Origin of the sequence: Calothrix sp. NIES-2100, from assembly GCF_963875285.1 — a bacterium.
Taxonomy (GTDB): Bacteria; Cyanobacteriota; Cyanobacteriia; order Cyanobacteriales; family Nostocaceae; genus Aulosira.
On sequence record NZ_CAWNLA010000001.1, the window covers coordinates 6,573,394 to 6,590,014 of the forward strand.

General features: G+C 42.0%; 18 protein-coding genes. 8 read left to right on the forward strand and 10 right to left on the reverse strand.

The features are described from left to right. Positions 1-41: 41 nt before the first annotated feature. The 4 genes from AACU32_RS26685 to ndhC form a co-directional block, all read right to left on the reverse strand. The gene (locus AACU32_RS26685) at positions 42-1,376 is read right to left on the reverse strand and encodes a GIY-YIG nuclease family protein (protein WP_096604184.1); all 1,335 of its coding nucleotides are present in this window, start codon (positions 1,374-1,376) and stop codon (positions 42-44) included. A gap of 888 nt (positions 1,377-2,264) precedes the next feature. Next, on the reverse strand, positions 2,265-2,792 hold the full coding sequence (locus AACU32_RS26690) for an NAD(P)H-quinone oxidoreductase subunit J (protein WP_096604185.1): 528 nt from the start codon (positions 2,790-2,792) through the stop codon (positions 2,265-2,267). After that, complete coding sequence (gene ndhK / locus AACU32_RS26695) at positions 2,785-3,522, reverse strand: photosynthetic/respiratory NAD(P)H-quinone oxidoreductase subunit K (protein ID WP_096604186.1); 738 nt, start codon at positions 3,520-3,522, stop codon at positions 2,785-2,787. Before ndhK ends, AACU32_RS26690 begins: the two co-directional genes overlap by 8 nt. Beyond that, positions 3,513-3,875 carry a photosynthetic/respiratory NAD(P)H-quinone oxidoreductase subunit C gene (ndhC, locus tag AACU32_RS26700; RefSeq protein WP_045872960.1) on the reverse strand — a complete coding sequence of 121 codons (363 nt, stop codon included), beginning with the start codon at positions 3,873-3,875 and terminating at the stop codon, positions 3,513-3,515. The genes ndhK and ndhC overlap by 10 nt, the downstream gene beginning before the upstream one ends. A gap of 196 nt (positions 3,876-4,071) precedes the next feature. Between ndhC and AACU32_RS26705 the strand changes: the two genes are divergently transcribed. The 6 genes from AACU32_RS26705 to AACU32_RS26730 all read left to right on the forward strand — a co-directional run bounded on the left by AACU32_RS26705 (position 4,072) and on the right by AACU32_RS26730 (position 6,566). After that, entirely contained in the window at positions 4,072-4,416 is a 345-nt protein-coding gene (locus AACU32_RS26705; RefSeq protein ID WP_096604187.1) for a rubredoxin, read from the forward strand. A 293-nt stretch (positions 4,417-4,709) separates the two neighbouring features. After that, entirely contained in the window at positions 4,710-5,732 is a 1,023-nt protein-coding gene (locus AACU32_RS26710) for a photosynthesis system II assembly factor Ycf48 (protein ID WP_096604188.1), read from the forward strand. 119 nt (positions 5,733-5,851) lie between these two features. Further along, a complete protein-coding gene (gene psbE, locus AACU32_RS26715; protein ID WP_096604189.1) occupies positions 5,852-6,100 on the forward strand; it encodes a cytochrome b559 subunit alpha in 249 nt (82 codons plus the stop codon). A gap of 9 nt (positions 6,101-6,109) precedes the next feature. Beyond that, entirely contained in the window at positions 6,110-6,247 is a 138-nt protein-coding gene (gene psbF, locus AACU32_RS26720) for a cytochrome b559 subunit beta (RefSeq protein WP_015115279.1), read from the forward strand. A gap of 9 nt (positions 6,248-6,256) precedes the next feature. Beyond that, entirely contained in the window at positions 6,257-6,376 is a 120-nt protein-coding gene (locus AACU32_RS26725; protein ID WP_096604190.1) for a photosystem II reaction center protein L, read from the forward strand. 70 nt (positions 6,377-6,446) lie between these two features. After that, complete coding sequence (locus AACU32_RS26730) at positions 6,447-6,566, forward strand: photosystem II reaction center protein J (RefSeq protein ID WP_089125458.1); 120 nt, start codon at positions 6,447-6,449, stop codon at positions 6,564-6,566. A gap of 150 nt (positions 6,567-6,716) precedes the next feature. Here the strand turns inward: AACU32_RS26730 and AACU32_RS26735 are convergent, their stop codons facing one another. Beyond that, positions 6,717-6,857 carry a photosystem I reaction center subunit VIII gene (locus tag AACU32_RS26735; protein ID WP_096604191.1) on the reverse strand — a complete coding sequence of 47 codons (141 nt, stop codon included), beginning with the start codon at positions 6,855-6,857 and terminating at the stop codon, positions 6,717-6,719. Positions 6,858-6,969: 112 nt separating this feature from the next. Then, on the reverse strand, positions 6,970-9,657 hold the full coding sequence (locus AACU32_RS26740; protein WP_096604192.1) for a hypothetical protein: 2,688 nt from the start codon (positions 9,655-9,657) through the stop codon (positions 6,970-6,972). Between the two features lie 326 nt (positions 9,658-9,983). Here AACU32_RS26740 and AACU32_RS26745 point away from each other — a divergent pair, with 326 nt between their 5' ends. Then, entirely contained in the window at positions 9,984-10,604 is a 621-nt protein-coding gene (locus tag AACU32_RS26745; protein WP_096604193.1) for a Uma2 family endonuclease, read from the forward strand. Positions 10,605-10,990: 386 nt separating this feature from the next. Here the strand turns inward: AACU32_RS26745 and AACU32_RS26750 are convergent, their stop codons facing one another. The 4 genes from AACU32_RS26750 to AACU32_RS26765 form a co-directional block, all read right to left on the reverse strand. Continuing rightward, entirely contained in the window at positions 10,991-11,236 is a 246-nt protein-coding gene (locus AACU32_RS26750) for a hypothetical protein (protein ID WP_096604194.1), read from the reverse strand. Positions 11,237-11,238: 2 nt separating this feature from the next. Beyond that, positions 11,239-12,162, reverse strand: a complete 924-nt coding sequence (locus tag AACU32_RS26755) for a hypothetical protein (RefSeq protein ID WP_096604195.1) — start codon at positions 12,160-12,162, stop codon at positions 11,239-11,241. Between the two features lie 164 nt (positions 12,163-12,326). After that, on the reverse strand, positions 12,327-13,103 hold the full coding sequence (locus tag AACU32_RS26760; RefSeq protein ID WP_096604196.1) for an RNA polymerase sigma factor SigF: 777 nt from the start codon (positions 13,101-13,103) through the stop codon (positions 12,327-12,329). Positions 13,104-14,796: 1,693 nt separating this feature from the next. Beyond that, positions 14,797-15,636: a photosystem II manganese-stabilizing polypeptide gene (locus tag AACU32_RS26765; RefSeq protein WP_096604197.1), complete on the reverse strand. Its 840-nt coding sequence runs from the start codon at positions 15,634-15,636 to the stop codon at positions 14,797-14,799. A 535-nt stretch (positions 15,637-16,171) separates the two neighbouring features. Here AACU32_RS26765 and AACU32_RS26770 point away from each other — a divergent pair. Further along, complete coding sequence (locus AACU32_RS26770) at positions 16,172-16,525, forward strand: hypothetical protein (RefSeq protein WP_096604198.1); 354 nt, start codon at positions 16,172-16,174, stop codon at positions 16,523-16,525. Positions 16,526-16,621: the final 96 nt, after the last annotated feature.

Sequence of the window (16,621 nt, forward strand, 5' to 3'; positions counted from 1 at the left end):
AGTACAGCGATCGCCTTCACAACCCCATCATTCCACTTTATTTAGCTGTTATTGCTTGAGATTAGCGAAGATAATGAATTACTGTGCAGCCATACACATAGTTTTATATTTTTTGAATCCTCTGGCTTTGATGTATATTCACCGCTTTTAATTTCTTCTATAAGTTTGGCATTAAACCTTGAATTGAGGTTACCTCTCATCAGGTCTTCAAACATAGCTAGTGGTAGCAGTACACTTTCCACTTCTACATCATCTTCGCTGAAGACAATAGTTTCCAATCTAAACCTATAGCCAGACCATCTGATAGTTGGTAGTCTATCTACTGTATTTTTTAAGTTTTGCAGAATGCAATCATACTTTGGGTCAGGATTTTTATGTTTATGTTCTATCCACCAATAAACATTATGCCTAACAAAATGCTTCCCATTTTCGTTAGAACAAACCTCTATTTCCATATCATCCACATACAAAAATTGACGATTCATTACTCTAGATTCACCTTCAGCCATTGGTTCTAATTCCTCCCAAGTTTCAACATTAACTACACTTTCATTATTACTATTGCTCTGATATTTTTTATCAACTATTTTTATTGGGATAGGGTCATCTTCTAAAGCCTCTAAACCTGAAGCTTCTTCCTTAAACTCTGGTGTATTTTCTAGAATTAGTTCTAGTTGCTCACTACTAAAAGCCATAAGCTCAACCCCAGCGATAGTGCGGCGAGTTGAACTATCCATAAAGTGAACTAAATCTTGAAACGGAGCTAAATCTATTCGTATACCGTTGTAATCAGTCTGCCAATAGCCAAACTTTCCAGAATACTTAGGCTCTATGTGGTACTCTTTCCACTTTAGTGTGCTAGCTTTTTTATTGATATTTTTTAATGCAGATCGTATAGTGCCTGATACACCACGCCTATCGTAAACAGGATAAACCAAATATATTGTGGGTGGTTCTTCATCAGCAATTGGATCGAACCCAAATATCATAGTATTACAGTTAGCCAACTGCTGAAGGCTCTGCTGTAATGCTGTCTCGGCTGGAGTTATTCTTCTAATTGGTGCGAAAACTTTCGACCAATTCAGCGGCGGTTTATATAAATTTATTAACTCATTTTCGATAGTTGGAAGAGAATTTATCTGATTACTGCAATTTATCCAACTAATAGTAATACGGTCTTTTCGATTAAATCTTTTTAGCTGTTTAAATCTATGATGCTCTCGCCAGCGCCCAACTAAGTTGATTGTTCTGCCAATATAAAGAATCTGACTTTTACTATCAGATACAAAGTAGATAGCTGCACAATTCGGCAGTTTGTCTTTGTCTAACAAATAAACCGATGGTAGTTCTGAAAATTTTATGTTTTCTAATAACATTGCAGCAATTTAACAAAATTATATAAAATTGAAACTTTGGTCAGTTAGCACTTTAAACTCTAGATATAACCACTCTGTATTTGCTAATATAAAATAGTGAGATAAACTCCTTTTGATAGAAGCTATATTTATAGATTTCCCACAAAGCTTCTGAAAGTAACATTTTCAAATTAATTTTCAAAGATAAATAGCAATATAGCTGTCCTAAATCATTCGCGAAAAATTAGATCCCCGACTTCTTTGAGAATACTGCTGGCGATTTAGGGGTAAGACCCCGCGCATACGTGTCAACTTAACGTGAAACCCTTACCAAGACGTGATGAGCGAATTCTCTCACTTAACATCATGATCCGCGTCACCCCACCCCGGCTTTGCTGACGCAAAACCTCCCCTCCCCGTTTACGGGGAGGGGATTGAGGGGTGGGGTAAAATGCCTGTGGGATAAGCCTTTTAACTTAAGTTGACACCAATGGACCCCGCGCTTACCCAACAGACCGCCTTCACCCTAGAAGGGTGCGGCTAATCGTACAAAGCCCACCTTCGTGGGCTAAATTTTTTTAGCCCACGAAGGTGGGCTTCGTAGCGTTAGCCCCAGGCTTCCAGCCTGCGGGCGTTTTTTCAGATATGCGAGAGAACTTGTTTGATGTGAATTGAGAGGTCAAACCAACCATTTGCCAGCAACATCCTTTGAGAAGTCGGGGATCTGAACAACGTGAATTTTCACAAATCAAATAAGACTTCTATACGTAAAAAAAATTGCGATCGCCTCTCCTCCTTCCTGCTTTGCGCGAAACTGCCAAAACAATACCCCCCTCCGCCGCCGGAGAGGGGTTAGGGATGAGATATCACAATTCTCACTGCTGACACTCAGCAATTAGCACTGTCTAACTAATAAGCGTCTTGCAACTCGTAGAAATCAGGCGAGATGTAATCTTTCCGCAAAGGCCAGCCTACCCAATCTTCTGGCATTAAAATCCGCTTCAGGTTGGGGTGTCCTTCATAGATAATGCCGAACATATCATAAGACTCGCGCTCTTGCCAGTCTGCGGTTTTCCAAATCCAGTAGACTGAAGGAACTGTAGGGTTTTCCCGTGGTAAGAACACCTTCAATCGGATTTCTTCGGGGCGATCGCTATTATCACCTACTTTAATTAAGTGATATACACTCACTAACTCTTGTCCAGGGCCCAGGTCAATCCCACCTTGAAACTGGAGATAATTAAACCCGTAAGCATACAAAGCTGTAGAGATGGGGAGCAAAAAATCTGGCTCTACCTTAATTATCTCTACCCCATTGGCATCAGCTGGTAAAACCTCATGGTCAAAGCCATTTTCTGTCAACCACTGGGAAACTTTTCCGGCTTTTACCAGAGACTCTTCGGCTGCTGGTACTGGCTTAGATTCTTCATCAGCCACGGTTTGTTTCCTCCTTTTGTTTCTGGGATGTCAGTAAAGCAGGTGGAACTGGTAAACCAATCGCTTGGGCCAATTCCTTAGGTGGTGTAAAGCGAGTATCTGACTGCATATACTTACCAGTTAAAATTTGCTCTACTGGCTTGAGGTTATGAGTCGTGCTGTAGTAGCGGTGGATTTGCTTGATTTGATCCCGTTCTTGGATAGAATCGTTAGCTATCTTCTTCCGCAACTTGATAATTGCGTCAATAATCGCTTCTGGACGTGGCGGACAACCAGGCAAGTACACATCCACAGGAATTAGTTTATCAACTCCACGCACAGCGGTGGGAGAATCAACGCTAAACATCCCGCCTGTAATTGTACAAGCTCCCATCGCAATCACATACTTCGGCTCAGGCATTTGTTCATAAAGACGCACGAGTTGAGGTGCCATCTTCATGGTGATTGTCCCCGCCGTAATAATTAAATCAGCTTGGCGGGGGCTGGAACGGGGAATTAGACCAAAACGGTCAAAGTCAAACCGAGAGCCAATTAAAGCGGCAAACTCAATAAAGCAGCAAGCCGTACCAAATAGCAACGGCCACAAACTAGAAAGCCGCGCCCAGTTGTAAAGGTCATCAACCGTAGTCAGAATCACGTTTTCTGAAAGGTCTTGAGTGATTGAGGGACGATCAATCGGGTTGATGATGCGCTCTTTGTCCGGGGTTGTTAAGTTAGAATTCAAGACCATTCCAAAGCTCCTTTACGCCATGCGTAAACTAAGGCGATTACAAGAATTGCAATAAAAATTAGCGCTTCAATGAATGCCAATAGCCCTAGACGGTGGAAAGCTACCGCCCAAGGATACAAAAACACAGTCTCCACATCAAAGACGACAAAGACCAGCGCAAACATATAGTAGCGAATGTTGAACTGAATCCAGGCTCCCCCGATGGGTTCCATGCCAGATTCGTATGTTGTGCGCCGTTCCGCACTTTTGCCGCTGGGTCGTAGGAGCTTGGACGCTGAGAGCGCCAGGGCAGGCACTAGGCTACAGATAATTAGAAAGCCTAGAAGGTACTCGTAACCGCTGAGAACAAACACAATGGATATCTACCGTTTATGGTGTAAATAACGCCGTAACTTTCTTTTACATTATATCTTCTAGGCTTTTCTGAAATCTGGGAAACAGACGCGCTGAAGGTATTTGATTCGTTTTTAGTTGTGATAGAAAAGTCTAACAGTTATGTCATAATTTGTAACGTATATTTAATATTTGCCCCTCTGCGAGGCCTAAGCCATGAGCGAACAAAGCGAACCAGCTGTTGAGACTCAAGTGTTAGACCGCTACGAGTGTCGCTCCTGCGGTTACGTTTATGAACCTGAGAAGGGAGATGACAAATATGATATTCCCCCTGGAAGACCCTTCGCAGAACTACCCTTAAATTGGCGCTGTCCTGTATGTAGTGCAAAGAAACAAGCTTTCGCTAACATCGGCCCAGCAGGTCAAGCATCGGGCTTTCGAGAAAATCTTGGTTACGGCTTAGGTGTCAACACTTTGACCCCAACCCAAAAAAACCTCCTGATTTTCGGCGCTTTGGCACTTGGTTTCTTATTTTTTCTCAGTCTCTACGGGTTACAATAGATACTTAGTTAAGAATCACCACCCACAGGGACAAGGGGGATGAGGGAGACAAGGAGGACACACTTCGGCTGCGCTCAGTGACCGGGGGACAAGGGAGAAATAACTAATAACAAATTGTAAATGCCCAATGCCCCATGCCCAATGCCCCATGACGGCAGTTGCTACAACGGAGGAGACCTCCACGCCAGTTAGCTCAAGTCGGGAAACCCGCCCACGCTACTGGCTCCGCAACGCACTGCCTCCCCCATGCCCAATGACAAATTTAGAAACAACTAAGAAATTAAGAAATACTGATGCACGCAATTTTGAAAAGTTGGCAACGAATATTTGCCCTGTTGATAGTTGTCCTGATGTGTATAGGTTGTAGCAAAGTCCCTTCTACCAGCTATAACCCCTGGGCAATCATTTCTGTGCCTACAGAAGCCAAGCTGTTCGATATTGCTTTTACAGAAAATCCTCAGCATGGCTACTTAGTAGGTAGCAACGCCACCATTTTGGAAACCAATGATGGTGGTAATACTTGGCAACCCTTAAATCTAGCACTGGATGACACCAGGTATCGCTTTGATTCTGTGAGTTTTGCTGGGAAAGAAGGGTGGATTGCCGGAGAGCCTGGTTTGTTATTGCATACTACTGATGAAGGTCGTTCTTGGTCGCGCATTCCCCTCAGTGAAAAACTGCCAGGAAATCCCATTAGTATCAGTGCGCTGGGAAAAGATGCAGCTGAGATGGCTACTGATGTAGGCGCAATCTATCAAACCAAAGACGGCGGTAAAAATTGGAAAGCCCAAGTCGAAGCAGCAGTTGGTGTGGTACGTAACTTAGAACGTTCTGCTGATGGTAAATATGTTGCTGTTTCCGCTAAAGGTAGCTTCTACTCCACTTGGGAACCAGGACAAAATGCTTGGGTTCCCCATAACCGCAATAGTTCTCGTCGCGTAGAAAACATGGGCTTCTCGGATAATGGGCAAATGTGGATGCTCGCACGGGGAGGTCAGGTACAATTTAGTGACCCCACGAAACCAGAAGAGTGGCAAGAAGCACAAAATCCCGAATTATCTACTAGTTGGGGTTTACTGGATTTAGCTTATCGTACACCCGATGACATTTGGGTAGGCGGTGGCAGTGGAAATTTGCTGCACAGTGCTGATGGTGGCAAAACTTGGGAAAAAGACCGGGATGTGGAAACAGTCGCCGCTAACTTTTACAAAATTGTGTTTTTCCAGCCCGACCAAGGATTTATTATTGGCGATCGCGGCGTTTTGCTCAAATATAACCCCAACGTAGCCACAACTTCCCCGTCAGAGCCAGCTTAGAGCAACACTGGTGTATGTAATTATCCAGATTTATGAGAAGAACGTTGCAAGTTGTAACTCTTTCTAAACTTTGTAGGATAATAAACTCAATAACAGTCTTTGTGAAGGTAGGAAGTTAAATGTCAGGTACCACTGGAGAACGTCCGTTTTCGGACATTATTACCAGCATACGTTACTGGGTAATTCACAGCATCACCATCCCAGCATTATTTATTGCTGGCTGGTTATTCGTCAGCACCGGACTGGCTTATGATGTTTTTGGCACACCCCGTCCTAATGAGTATTTCACACAAGCACGCCAGGAAGTGCCCATTGTGAATAACCGTTTTGATGCTAAAAAGCAAGTTGAAAATTATATCGGAAAGTAGTTTGAAATCATGACTAGCGGCAATAACATCAATCAACCAGTTACCTATCCAATTTTTACAGTTAGATGGCTGGCAGTTCACACCTTAGGTGTGCCAACCGTTTTCTTTTTGGGCGCGATCGCCGCAATGCAGTTTATTCAACGCTAGGAGGAACTCATGGAAAGAACGCCCAATACCAATAATCAGCCGGTTGAACTAAACCGGACTTCACTGTACCTGGGACTACTACTGATTTTTGTTCTGGGTATCCTGTTTTCCAGTTACTTCTTTAACTAACTGGAAGCACTTTGGTTAATTATCTGTTTATTCAACTTGTGTTGATTTGTTGTTAAGGGAGGAGAAAACTGTGTCTGGAAGTGGGAGAATTCCCCTGTGGGTCGTCGCTACGATCGCAGGATTAGGTGTAATTACTGTTGTCGGCATTTTCTTTTACGGAGCCTATGCCGGAATCGGTTCTTCAATTTAATAGTAGCTGGAGCCGAATAGCATAATTAGTGTAGATTATCTAGCAGTTGTTTAGAAATCGACATTATTAAAAAACCGCCTGTCTCACTGAGATAGGCGGTATTAACTATTCATTAGTCATTAGTTATTAGTTAAATGACTAATTACCAAATTAGGCAATATCTTCGCGTTCAATGTATAGAAACAAAAACGCAAATACTGCGATGGGCACACCCCAACCGATGATGGGAACGAAAAGAGCAGGTAAGTAGGAAGTACTAGCCAAGATAGAAGGCAAAAGTTGAGTTGCCATAGTCAATGATTCCTGTTAAATTACACTACAATTCAAAATGAGCTTACTGCAAATTCTGCCTCATTTTTTAAATTCTAAAGATTTTTAACACAGCCGCAGTTGCTAGGGATGTTTAAATACCTAACAGTTCTTCTAGCTGCAAAGTTGGTAAATCTGGAGGAATCACAGTTCGCATGACGGTAACTTTGTGACTTTCCTGTTGGGTTTCGGGGTTAAGCGCGATCGCCTCAACGCGCATTTCTAAGCAGCCAAAAGGAACATGTAATTGCGTTGTCAGCTCCAACCTTCCCAAAGAATTAAGCTGCAAATTTTTCAACAAATGGGGACCATCCATCAAGCTGCGGCTTTGGCAATCCTCAATCCATAGCTTGACAACAACTTCCGAGGATAGCCGAGGTAGTTCCACACGCACCCTCACAGTTGTACCTGCAATTAGTTCGCCCTCTGGTACATACAATTTTGGTGTGGGTAATGGTTCGACAATTGGCGCGCTCATCCGCAGTAAAGGCGATGGTTCCAGCACCATTGGCACATCAGGCTCTGGTTCTTCCTCAGGAATGGTTTGTGCTACATCTACCTCAGGTTCAATATATGTATCTTCTACAACAATTTCTTGAGTTAAATTGGGTAGCGGTATCTTCGGATAATGAGGAGGTAGCGGTGGCGGTGGCGCTTCTGGAAGTGATGGAGTGGAATCTTCTTCCTCCTGGTGAGCGATCGCCAACCAATCTTCTGGGATCTCGATGTCAGCGTCAAGATTTAATGGCAAGTTTAGTTCAACAGGAGTAGTTTCAGCATTTAAAGACACACCAGCCTGCTGATTGTCCACAGTCTCTGGTTCTACAACATCGGTATTGTCATCTGGTTGTGACACCTCCATCGGTTCAGGTAAAGAAAATCCTTGATTCTCCAACCATTTTGTAATCAGCGGCGATGAATAGGGGTTACCTTCTATGATTAATTTTTGACTAGGTGGAGCAGTTGTGGGTGCAACAGGCTGATCAATGAATTCTGGACTTGGTGACGTAGTTTTTGGTGTCACAGACTCATCAATTAATTCCGGGCGCGATGGGCTAGTAACTTCTGCAATATAAGCATCAATTAATTTTGAACGCCGGGAGAGAGCCACCTCCACAACAGACTCATCCCCATATTCTTGATTACCGATCAATAATTCATTTGTCTTGTCACCTGCTAAAGTTTTATGCAGCGCCTGTGAGTTTTCTGGAGAATGAAAATCGGATACTGCTTCACCATCGCTATTCGTAACCGTTAACGGCTTTAAATATCGAAATGTGCTACTAATTATCGATGCCCGTCGATTTTTAATCACCAGTTGATCCATGTTGATGGCGGCTAAAGTTTCCACCTTTTCCAAACTCTGTTCCTGTGTAGCCAGTTCTCCTGTCTTTGGCTCTGCTGTCAAAGATTCTGTTAAAATCGCCGTCTCCACCGGCTTGATTGGTGGGAGAGGCGGCATATTTGGCAAATCTAGCGCCCGATGGCTATCTAATGATTTTTTAGGCGATCGCGGTTTAATTTCTGGTGGTAAAAATTTATTTTCTAAAGTCAGAGACTGATCTGATGGCACAGCTTTGACTAATTTCAAAAGTGACAAATCTATACCAACAGCTCGTTCAGGTGCTTCAACCTCCACTGACTCCACAAAGTCAGGTGTAGTGGTTGTGACTGCGGTGGCGATCGCCAGTAATTCGCTGACATCTGCTGTAATTGTGAAAGACTGGCTAGCTAAGAGTTTTACTTCATCAATTGCAGTGAGTGCGCCAGACAAACTCACCTCTGCCAAAATTAACTTAGATTCGCAATCAGCGGGAATATCAATTGAGGATTCAATAGTAAAAGGCAGCACTTCATTAGGCAAGGGTTGCTTTACTTCCTTCAAGATTTCTAATTTTAGAGGTGAGCGCAGAGAAATTTTTAGTTCTAGAGCATAAAGACTTTCCAGGTAAGGTATCTCTTCTTCCAAAGAAGCTTTTTCTTGTAGTTCTACCCGCCCATTAATAGTCAGAGTTCCACCCCAGTGAGCAACATAAGTTTCTTGATCTAAGTTCAGCAACAGCGGTGGTAATGCTGGTTGTATTGGCGGATCAGCCAGCAGTTCTTCATCAAGCAGCGGTTCAGCGCTAGGTAAAGCTAAATCTATTAAATTTTGTAAAATTTGTTCAGCCGTCTCACCTTTAACCCATACTGGGCTGACAGGTTGATCGCTCATCACATCTTCTTCCAAAACATCCACTGCCGCTTTGGTAGTAGAGCTAGTTTGAGCGGCAATTGTTGCTGTTGCATCAGTAACAGATGTTTGTTGTGTAGGTATGGTTTTTACTGAGTGTTTAAATAATAAATCATTATCAGAAATAGTACTTATATCAGCTGCTGAATCCGATGCTTCACTATTGCCATTACCCGATATGATTACCTGCTCATCTACCTCAAACGGCAAAACTCGCAAATAGACATTGTATTGCCAAGATTTACCGAGAATATCGGACATCAAGTCACCAGAGCATTGCAGCTCCCAAATTCCCGGTTTGAAATAAGTATAAGGAATTACCGCCATTAAGCCTTCGGAATTAGTGCGACGCGATCGCTTCTGAATTCGCCGCTTAGGTGGTACTTCTTGAGTAGAGGAGTGAATTACCCTGACTTCCACATCTATATTAGGGCGGTTAGAACGAGCCAAAACTCTATACCGTCCCTCCAAAATTTCTCCTTTTGGCGATTCCAGGGTATGCCAAGCGCGATCGCCCTGTCTCTGTATCAGAAATTGCCAGTTGTCCATTGTGAGTGATGCCAAGACCGAAGACCAGCTAAGTAATATTTTGCATTACTTGAAAGCAAGTTTACCTCAGCAATTTACAATTGCATAATTTTAGACCAAGTTAAACAGGAATAGGGTCTAGGGGCTAGGGGTTAGGGGTTAGGGTATTTCATCCCCTGGTTGTGAGTGCGATCGGCGATCGCGCAGCAGACGCACCAGAAGACGTTGCCAAAGGCATCGCCTCCAATGAATGCATTTATAGCCATGTTCTTAACCGTGGTAGTAAACCTGTCAGTAGCCTCTGATATTAGAGATAATATTTCCAGAGGCGTAATTATCTATTATCTATGACTCAAGCCATACCCAAGCTAGTAACCTTTGAAGAATTCGTCGATTGGTTACCCGAAAATCGACGAGTATGCTATGAACTACATAAGGGAGAAATCGTTGAAATGGCACAACCAGTAGGGGAACACGAAGAAGTTAAAGGCTTTCTAGGTATTGAAATTTCTTTTGAAATCAAACGGCTAGGATTGCCTTACTTTATCCCCAACCAAGCTATAGTTAGACCTCCCGAAAAAGATTCTGGTTATTTTCCCGATGTCTTGGTGCTAAACCGTGCAAATCTGGCAAATGAATCTTTGTGGAAAAAAGAATCTACCGTCAGTAATGGTGCATCAATACCTTTGGTAATTGAGGTTGTATCAACCAACTGGCGGGACGATTACTACTTAAAATATGCTGATTATGAAGAGATGGGTATCCCCGAATACTGGATTATCGATTATGCAGCCTTAGGTGGACGTAATTTTATCGGTAATCCCAAACAACCGACAATCTCTGTCTGTAACTTAGTTGATGGGGAATATCAAATAAGCAAGTTTCGAGATAGCGATCGCCTGATTTCCCCCACTTTCCCCGAATTGAATCTCACCCCAACCCAAATTTTTCAAGCTGGTTTGGTGTAGTGTTTGAATTTGTAATTCTTTAGAGATTAATTATAAAATCAAGTTTAAATTGCAGTAGCTTGGCAAGACCCAAGACTAAAATAACACTTTAGATTAAGTTGTTAGATTAAGTTGAAAATGGGGCATAGGGTATTGATTTTCACGCCCTACCGGAGCCAGGCTCCTTAAGCAGGAGCTAGCTTTAAAAATTGCGTCCGTGCTAAACACTCAGTAAAAAATACTAGCCCCTAGCCCCTAGTTGCTTTTTCATGTGTCGTAGTGTACACGTTCCATGACTACTAGCTGGAAAAAGTGCTATGTACTAAGTAAAAAATACTAGCCCCTAGCCGCTTTTTCATCCGTCCTGGTGTACGCAGTTCATGACGACTACTTATAAGATTGAATCCTCAGGTACTATAGCGATTTTGATAGTAAGCTAAAATTTGCTGAACAAGTTGCCGACTTTCAAATGTAGGTTTTGATACCCAGCTAATCCACAATCCCTCGATTTGACTTTGATAATAATCAAACTGTTGGGATGATTGCGGAATCAAACCCACTTCTAAGCCTTCAACTTGACGCAAATGAGCCGCTATTTCTCGATAGACTGCTAAAGGTAAACCAACAAATTCAATTTTTTCCTTAGTCTCCATCCTTATGAAGCTCCGACAGCAACAATATTTTGAGATGGCGTTGTCCAAGAAACAGGATTACCGCCAGGGTTTTTATTTGGTGTTGCTGACTCAGCAGGATTCTCTCCTACCATTCTGGCAACTTCAATACCATATTGTTCCACAATAACAATAGGATTGGAGCCTTCATTCATTTCAATACGTTTAATCAAAAGACCGTTTGCCAATCGCTGTCCGGCTTGTACATAGCGACTAGTCTGCTCATTTGGTACTTTGATAATCGCCTGGAGTTGTTTACCGATTAAAACTACTCCACTCACAAGCACAGCCCTTGCTAAGTCTGGTTGTGGTCGTTCTGGTAATACAGATACTAGATTTGGACTAGGAACAACTGGCGGTAATACTGGAGTCAATCTAGGCAAAAATCTAGGCACAACTTTCGGCGATTTGGGCAAGACTTGAGCCAACTTAGGAGCAGGATTTGGCTTTTTGTTGCTAGGTGGGTTTAAACTAACTGATTTTACTGCACTGCGTACTGGTACTTTTACTACTGGTGGTTTAGGAATTGGCAGGGGAGGTAACTTAGGAACAGGTTTTGCATTAGTGCTGGAAATTGGGCTAACCTTCGGTAAGACGACAATTTCTGCAAAGGGGTCATTTCGACCTTTTGCTACCATCACTAACCGCTCTGTAGCATTAGTTGGTTGAATCAAAGTAGACGATGGACTATAAGTTACAGACGCAACTTTTGATACCTGTTTACCAGGAACTACTGGATTATTAAAAGATTGAGTAGCTGACGGCGATTTAACTGCTGGTTTTGCAGTCGGGGGAATATTAGCCGCCGGACTAGGATTACTAGCCTGCGGTGTTTCTTCTGAACTACATCCAGCGATCGCCAACATTAAAATGGCTACACCTGCAATTGTCGAATTTCTTCTGACCATTAGCCGTTCTCAAAAGGCATAGGAAAATTTGTTTGGAAAATAGACATGCCTAAAATTTATATTCCAGGCTAAGTCTGTTCCTTTTATAACCTAATTTTTTTTATTTCAATGGTTATTTTTAGTACTGTTAGTCCAGCATAACTGCGGAGTATGTTCCTGGACAGTTAATCTTCAGCCACAGCCATGAGATTTTTCAACAAGTCCAACCCTTTTTTCACCCTCCGGGAAACCGTGACTACACTAATTCCTAAGTGTTCTGCTACTTGTTTTTGTGTCAAATCTTGTAAAAATACACATTCCAAGACTTCACGAGTGCGCTGTTCTAGTTGAACCAAGGCTTGTTGTAGGCGTAGTTGGTCTTCTTGTGCTAGTTGAAAACTGCGGTAGCGGTGATCGGGAACTAATTCCCCTAAGCTTGTCGCACCTTCTTCGCCATCTTGGATTGGCACATCCAGACTTAAAGGTGCACGATTGATCCATGCTAATTTAATTTCCTGCCATTCATCAGGGGAAATTTCCAGTGCGGCTGCTACTTCAGAGTCCGTAGGCTGACGGTTATATTTAGCACGCAAAGAACGCGAAACACCTATTGCTTGCTGTTGCAGTGCTAAGTAGCGTCGGGGAATACGCACGGTGACACCTTTATCTCGCAAGTAGTGTTGAATTTCACCGCGAATATAGGGAATAGTAAAAGAACTAAAGGCATATCCTTTAGAAATTTCAAATTTTTCGATCGCCCTAATCAGACCCAAACAGCCGACTTGCAGCAAATCTTCGTAATTTTCATGGCATTGATTCATCCAGTAGTGAGCTTCTCGTCTCACTAACCCAAAATTGAGTTTAACCAGTTGATTGCGAACGGTTTCTGAGCGGGATTGCTGATATTCTCGCAATAACTGCCAAGTTTCATGTTTCAGTTCGTTGGTGACTGTGGTAGGCATAGCACCGCGTTGATTAAGCAGAGCAAAGAAAGCGTTTAGTATTCGTTGGCAAACTCAGGTGCGATGGGATGATATCAAAGTAAATATCAACTTACATTAGCCAAATAAACTTATGGGATATAACAACTTTTTGCTGAAAAAAACCATAGTTTGTTTGGCAATCGCACCCAGTCTAAACAGACGAAGGTAGTGTTTTGTTATTTAGCTTTGGTATTACCTGGAGCGAAATAACTGCATACAGCCAAAATATAAAATTTATTAGTAAATTTGAAACCGAGATTGTACCTAATTTGACTTATTAATTAGCCAGTAAACTTCTAAATCAAAAATTTAAACCTTTAAAAATTCAGTTAAGATGGGAAAAGTTTGTTTTACCCGTAAAAATACGGAAGTCATTACCAAAATTTTAGAATAAATTGCAAAAAACTCAATATATCGCCTTAAATATACTTAGATATTCATCATTAATCAGTAATTTATAGCAAGTAAGTACAACTCCCCAGCAACAAGGCTCAAGGACGATTATTTTACTGATTTATAAATTATAATCAGCAATTTTAAACTGCAATTTAAATATCATAAATTTTTAGTATGTAGAAAACAGCAATTGTCTTAATCTCATGAATTATTAACAGTAAATATAAACAGAAAACATAAACATCATAAATTTTTAGCATTTAGAGAATAGCAATCATCTTAACTTTATAAATTATTAACATTAACCCAGGTAAAGAAAATAAGAAATAAATTTGTTTACGACTTATTTGTGATGAATATATTCACTAAGTTTATATAAATTAAATAAATCAGAGCTATGGTCTACATCACAGCTATAAATTATTTTCACCTACACCACTGAATCTTTGCTATTCATTCATATATGAAATATCTTTTCTATGCAACGGGTGGTTACCAATTAATTACTCATCGTTTATCAAGAAAGGCAGAGGGCAGGAGGCAGAAGGCTTTTATGGAATTCTGATTCCTGCCCTCTGCCACGACCATTCGCGCAGCGTCTCGTTGGCTTAGCCTCTCGTAGAGAAGAGAAGGGAGTAAGGGTTTAAGACCCCCACCAAATTGAAAATTTGGTGGCTCTTGTTTAGGAGGGGAGTCAATAGACAAGGATCAAGGGTCAAAAATCAAGGTTTTTTGGAATGCATGACTTCTTACCCTGAGCGTAGCCGTTCGCGTAGCTGACGCACCAGAAGGGTTGACTCTGGACAGCCTCTACGAAAAAAATATGACACTTGCGTAAGTCCTAAAACCTAGCCCTTTCAAGGTGGGTAAAAATTTTGCTCAAAAAATCTCTTTTTAATCTCTTATCTCTGTGTCCTCTGTGTCTGGAGTGGTTAAATAAATTACTATTTTAACCGCAGAGTCCGCAGAGAGCGCAGAGAAAAAACGGATTTTACGAGTCACCTTGAAAGGGGTAGTCCTAAAACCTAACCTTGATTTATTGAGTCACTTAGGTAAGTCCTTGTTCTACTTAGGACTTACGCACTCATAAGGAAAAATTAAGCCTTTGCGATAATTGAGTCACTTGGGTAAGTCCTTGTTCTTGTTCTACCTGCAAAAAAAACACATACATCCTTCAGTACAAAGATGTATGTGAGTTAACTTTTGCATTCAAGCCTAATGCATACGAATTGTTATGCTGAACTGAGTGCCCGTAAGTTTTGGTACTCAAGAGAAATTAGCCTCGATTGGGTTCAACCCGAGCGTAAAACAGACCACGAATCTTGACTTCTTTAGGTTCACCAGCGCCTAAATCTGTATCAGAGGGCTGTTCGCTCTCGAAAGTACCTGCAATTTCACCACTAGAATTGTCTACTTTTGCTACTTGGAGGGAAATTTTACCACTAAGAATTTCAGCACGCTTAACGTTAGTGCGGGTAAGTTCTTCATCATCCGCTTGGGCAGGCAGAGCTACGGCATTATCATAGCCAGTAACAACACCGCGACCTTTAGGATCTAAGAAGGCAGCACCACGATATGAAGGTACTTTGAATGTGCCTTCAAAATCTGTGGAGGTATTAAGACTGTTCAAACCAGGTTGTGTTTGAGCAACTAAGTTTTTGATGGTAAACAGGAAAGGTACTCGCTCACCGCCAGGGAGTTGCACAGTGATGGCTTGGAAATCAAGACCATCTTTTTCCACGAATGTCAAGCTGTTATCTGAATTAAATTTCAGATCGCCTTGTACCTGATCAATAGTGGAGGTATATCTGGTTAACAACTTGCCAGCAACAAATTCTGCTTCTTGCCGTTTATTAGCGGGTTCTTCTTTGACGAAGAAATTAGTTGGTTCCAAGCAAAGTTCTTTGATGGTGTAGGACTGGCTAGAATTTAGGGGAATCGAACCACGGCTTGTTTCTGCCAGTTGGGGGCATTTGTTAGCCAAGCCAGTGCCGCGAATTTGTTCATATGTGAGTACATCTCTACTACTGCCAGAAGATGAACCTCCATCACTGCAAGCAGTTATTAGCCCCAGGCACAAAGCCAAAAATGCAACAATTAAAGCGCGATACCGCATGGTCAACCTCAAATTTCAAAAATTAATATCTAACGTTGTAAAACTACACCAAAGTTTTGATCTCTGATGAGAAGCAGCCCTAAGGCGTTTAAGGCACTTCGCCTTTAAGTGTTCCCAAAGGGGGTGCTGAAGGAAAACAACAGGGGAATACCCTTGATACTTTCCTCTAGCGTATGGCAAAAGTGGCATCGCCTCAGACATTGTGTATTATGTATGTGTCGCCACTACATACAGCCCTTTGTTGTAATAGGGAAATCAGCCAGATCATACGATTTTTTGAAACTCAAAATCAAAGCACTCTTGTCTTAACCAAGAATACCGTGTTCCGATGTAGCTTGTGTTAAGGCTGTAATCAGCGTCATGGCTTTGTTTGAGAAGCGATCGCAATTCTTTTTGATCGGCAGATGACTTGGGCTATACTTTGCATTGCCTTTTGGTAGTCATGGCTAAACAACCAAAAGCAGAGTCAAGCCAATGAAAGCCAAAAATATAAAGGTAAATTTGAGTAGACCTGAATTTATAGGGAAAAGCTGGCATGAACAACGACAGAAGCTTGGAAACAGAGGAATTGGCTTCTAAATTAGAAACGATCGCAACTACGGTGTATTCTGTAGTAGAAAGTTACCAAGGAGATTCCGTAGCTCTTTTGGCTCTTCTGAGGCAGTTAGAGCAGTTACACCGAGAAATCCGCGACGGTGCTTTTCAAGAAAGTTTACCGGATAACCGTCAGCAACTTTACTCATTACTGAAAGATATTGAGTCTGAGGGTGGCTGGCCTTATATTGAGCGCATGAGGTTACAAGCCTTTTTAGTCAGATTGCTAGAAGATACCACCGCAGAAGAAAAAAGTGATGGTGTAGTGAACAGCGATCGCTCTTGTAGCTGGTGAGCAAAACTTAATCATTAGTCATTGGTCATTGGTCATTGGTCATTTGTATTGACAAAGGACAAATGACAAATGACAGCCTTAACCAGGGAGGAAGCA

Coding starts and splice junctions, on each gene's coding strand:
- AACU32_RS26685 (WP_096604184.1), bottom strand. CDS start 1,376: ATGTTATTAGAAAACATAAAATTTTCAGAACTACCATCGGTTTATTTG.
- ndhK (WP_096604186.1), bottom strand. CDS start 3,522: ATGGTCTTGAATTCTAACTTAACAACCCCGGACAAAGAGCGCATCATC.
- AACU32_RS26705 (WP_096604187.1), top strand. CDS start 4,072: ATGAGCGAACAAAGCGAACCAGCTGTTGAGACTCAAGTGTTAGACCGC.
- AACU32_RS26710 (WP_096604188.1), top strand. CDS start 4,710: ATGCACGCAATTTTGAAAAGTTGGCAACGAATATTTGCCCTGTTGATA.
- psbE (WP_096604189.1), top strand. CDS start 5,852: ATGTCAGGTACCACTGGAGAACGTCCGTTTTCGGACATTATTACCAGC.
- psbF (WP_015115279.1), top strand. CDS start 6,110: ATGACTAGCGGCAATAACATCAATCAACCAGTTACCTATCCAATTTTT.
- AACU32_RS26725 (WP_096604190.1), top strand. CDS start 6,257: ATGGAAAGAACGCCCAATACCAATAATCAGCCGGTTGAACTAAACCGG.
- AACU32_RS26735 (WP_096604191.1), bottom strand. CDS start 6,857: ATGGCAACTCAACTTTTGCCTTCTATCTTGGCTAGTACTTCCTACTTA.
- AACU32_RS26740 (WP_096604192.1), bottom strand. CDS start 9,657: ATGGACAACTGGCAATTTCTGATACAGAGACAGGGCGATCGCGCTTGG.
- AACU32_RS26745 (WP_096604193.1), top strand. CDS start 9,984: ATGACTCAAGCCATACCCAAGCTAGTAACCTTTGAAGAATTCGTCGAT.
- AACU32_RS26750 (WP_096604194.1), bottom strand. CDS start 11,236: ATGGAGACTAAGGAAAAAATTGAATTTGTTGGTTTACCTTTAGCAGTC.
- AACU32_RS26755 (WP_096604195.1), bottom strand. CDS start 12,162: ATGGTCAGAAGAAATTCGACAATTGCAGGTGTAGCCATTTTAATGTTG.
- AACU32_RS26760 (WP_096604196.1), bottom strand. CDS start 13,103: ATGCCTACCACAGTCACCAACGAACTGAAACATGAAACTTGGCAGTTA.
- AACU32_RS26765 (WP_096604197.1), bottom strand. CDS start 15,636: ATGCGGTATCGCGCTTTAATTGTTGCATTTTTGGCTTTGTGCCTGGGG.
- AACU32_RS26770 (WP_096604198.1), top strand. CDS start 16,172: ATGAACAACGACAGAAGCTTGGAAACAGAGGAATTGGCTTCTAAATTA.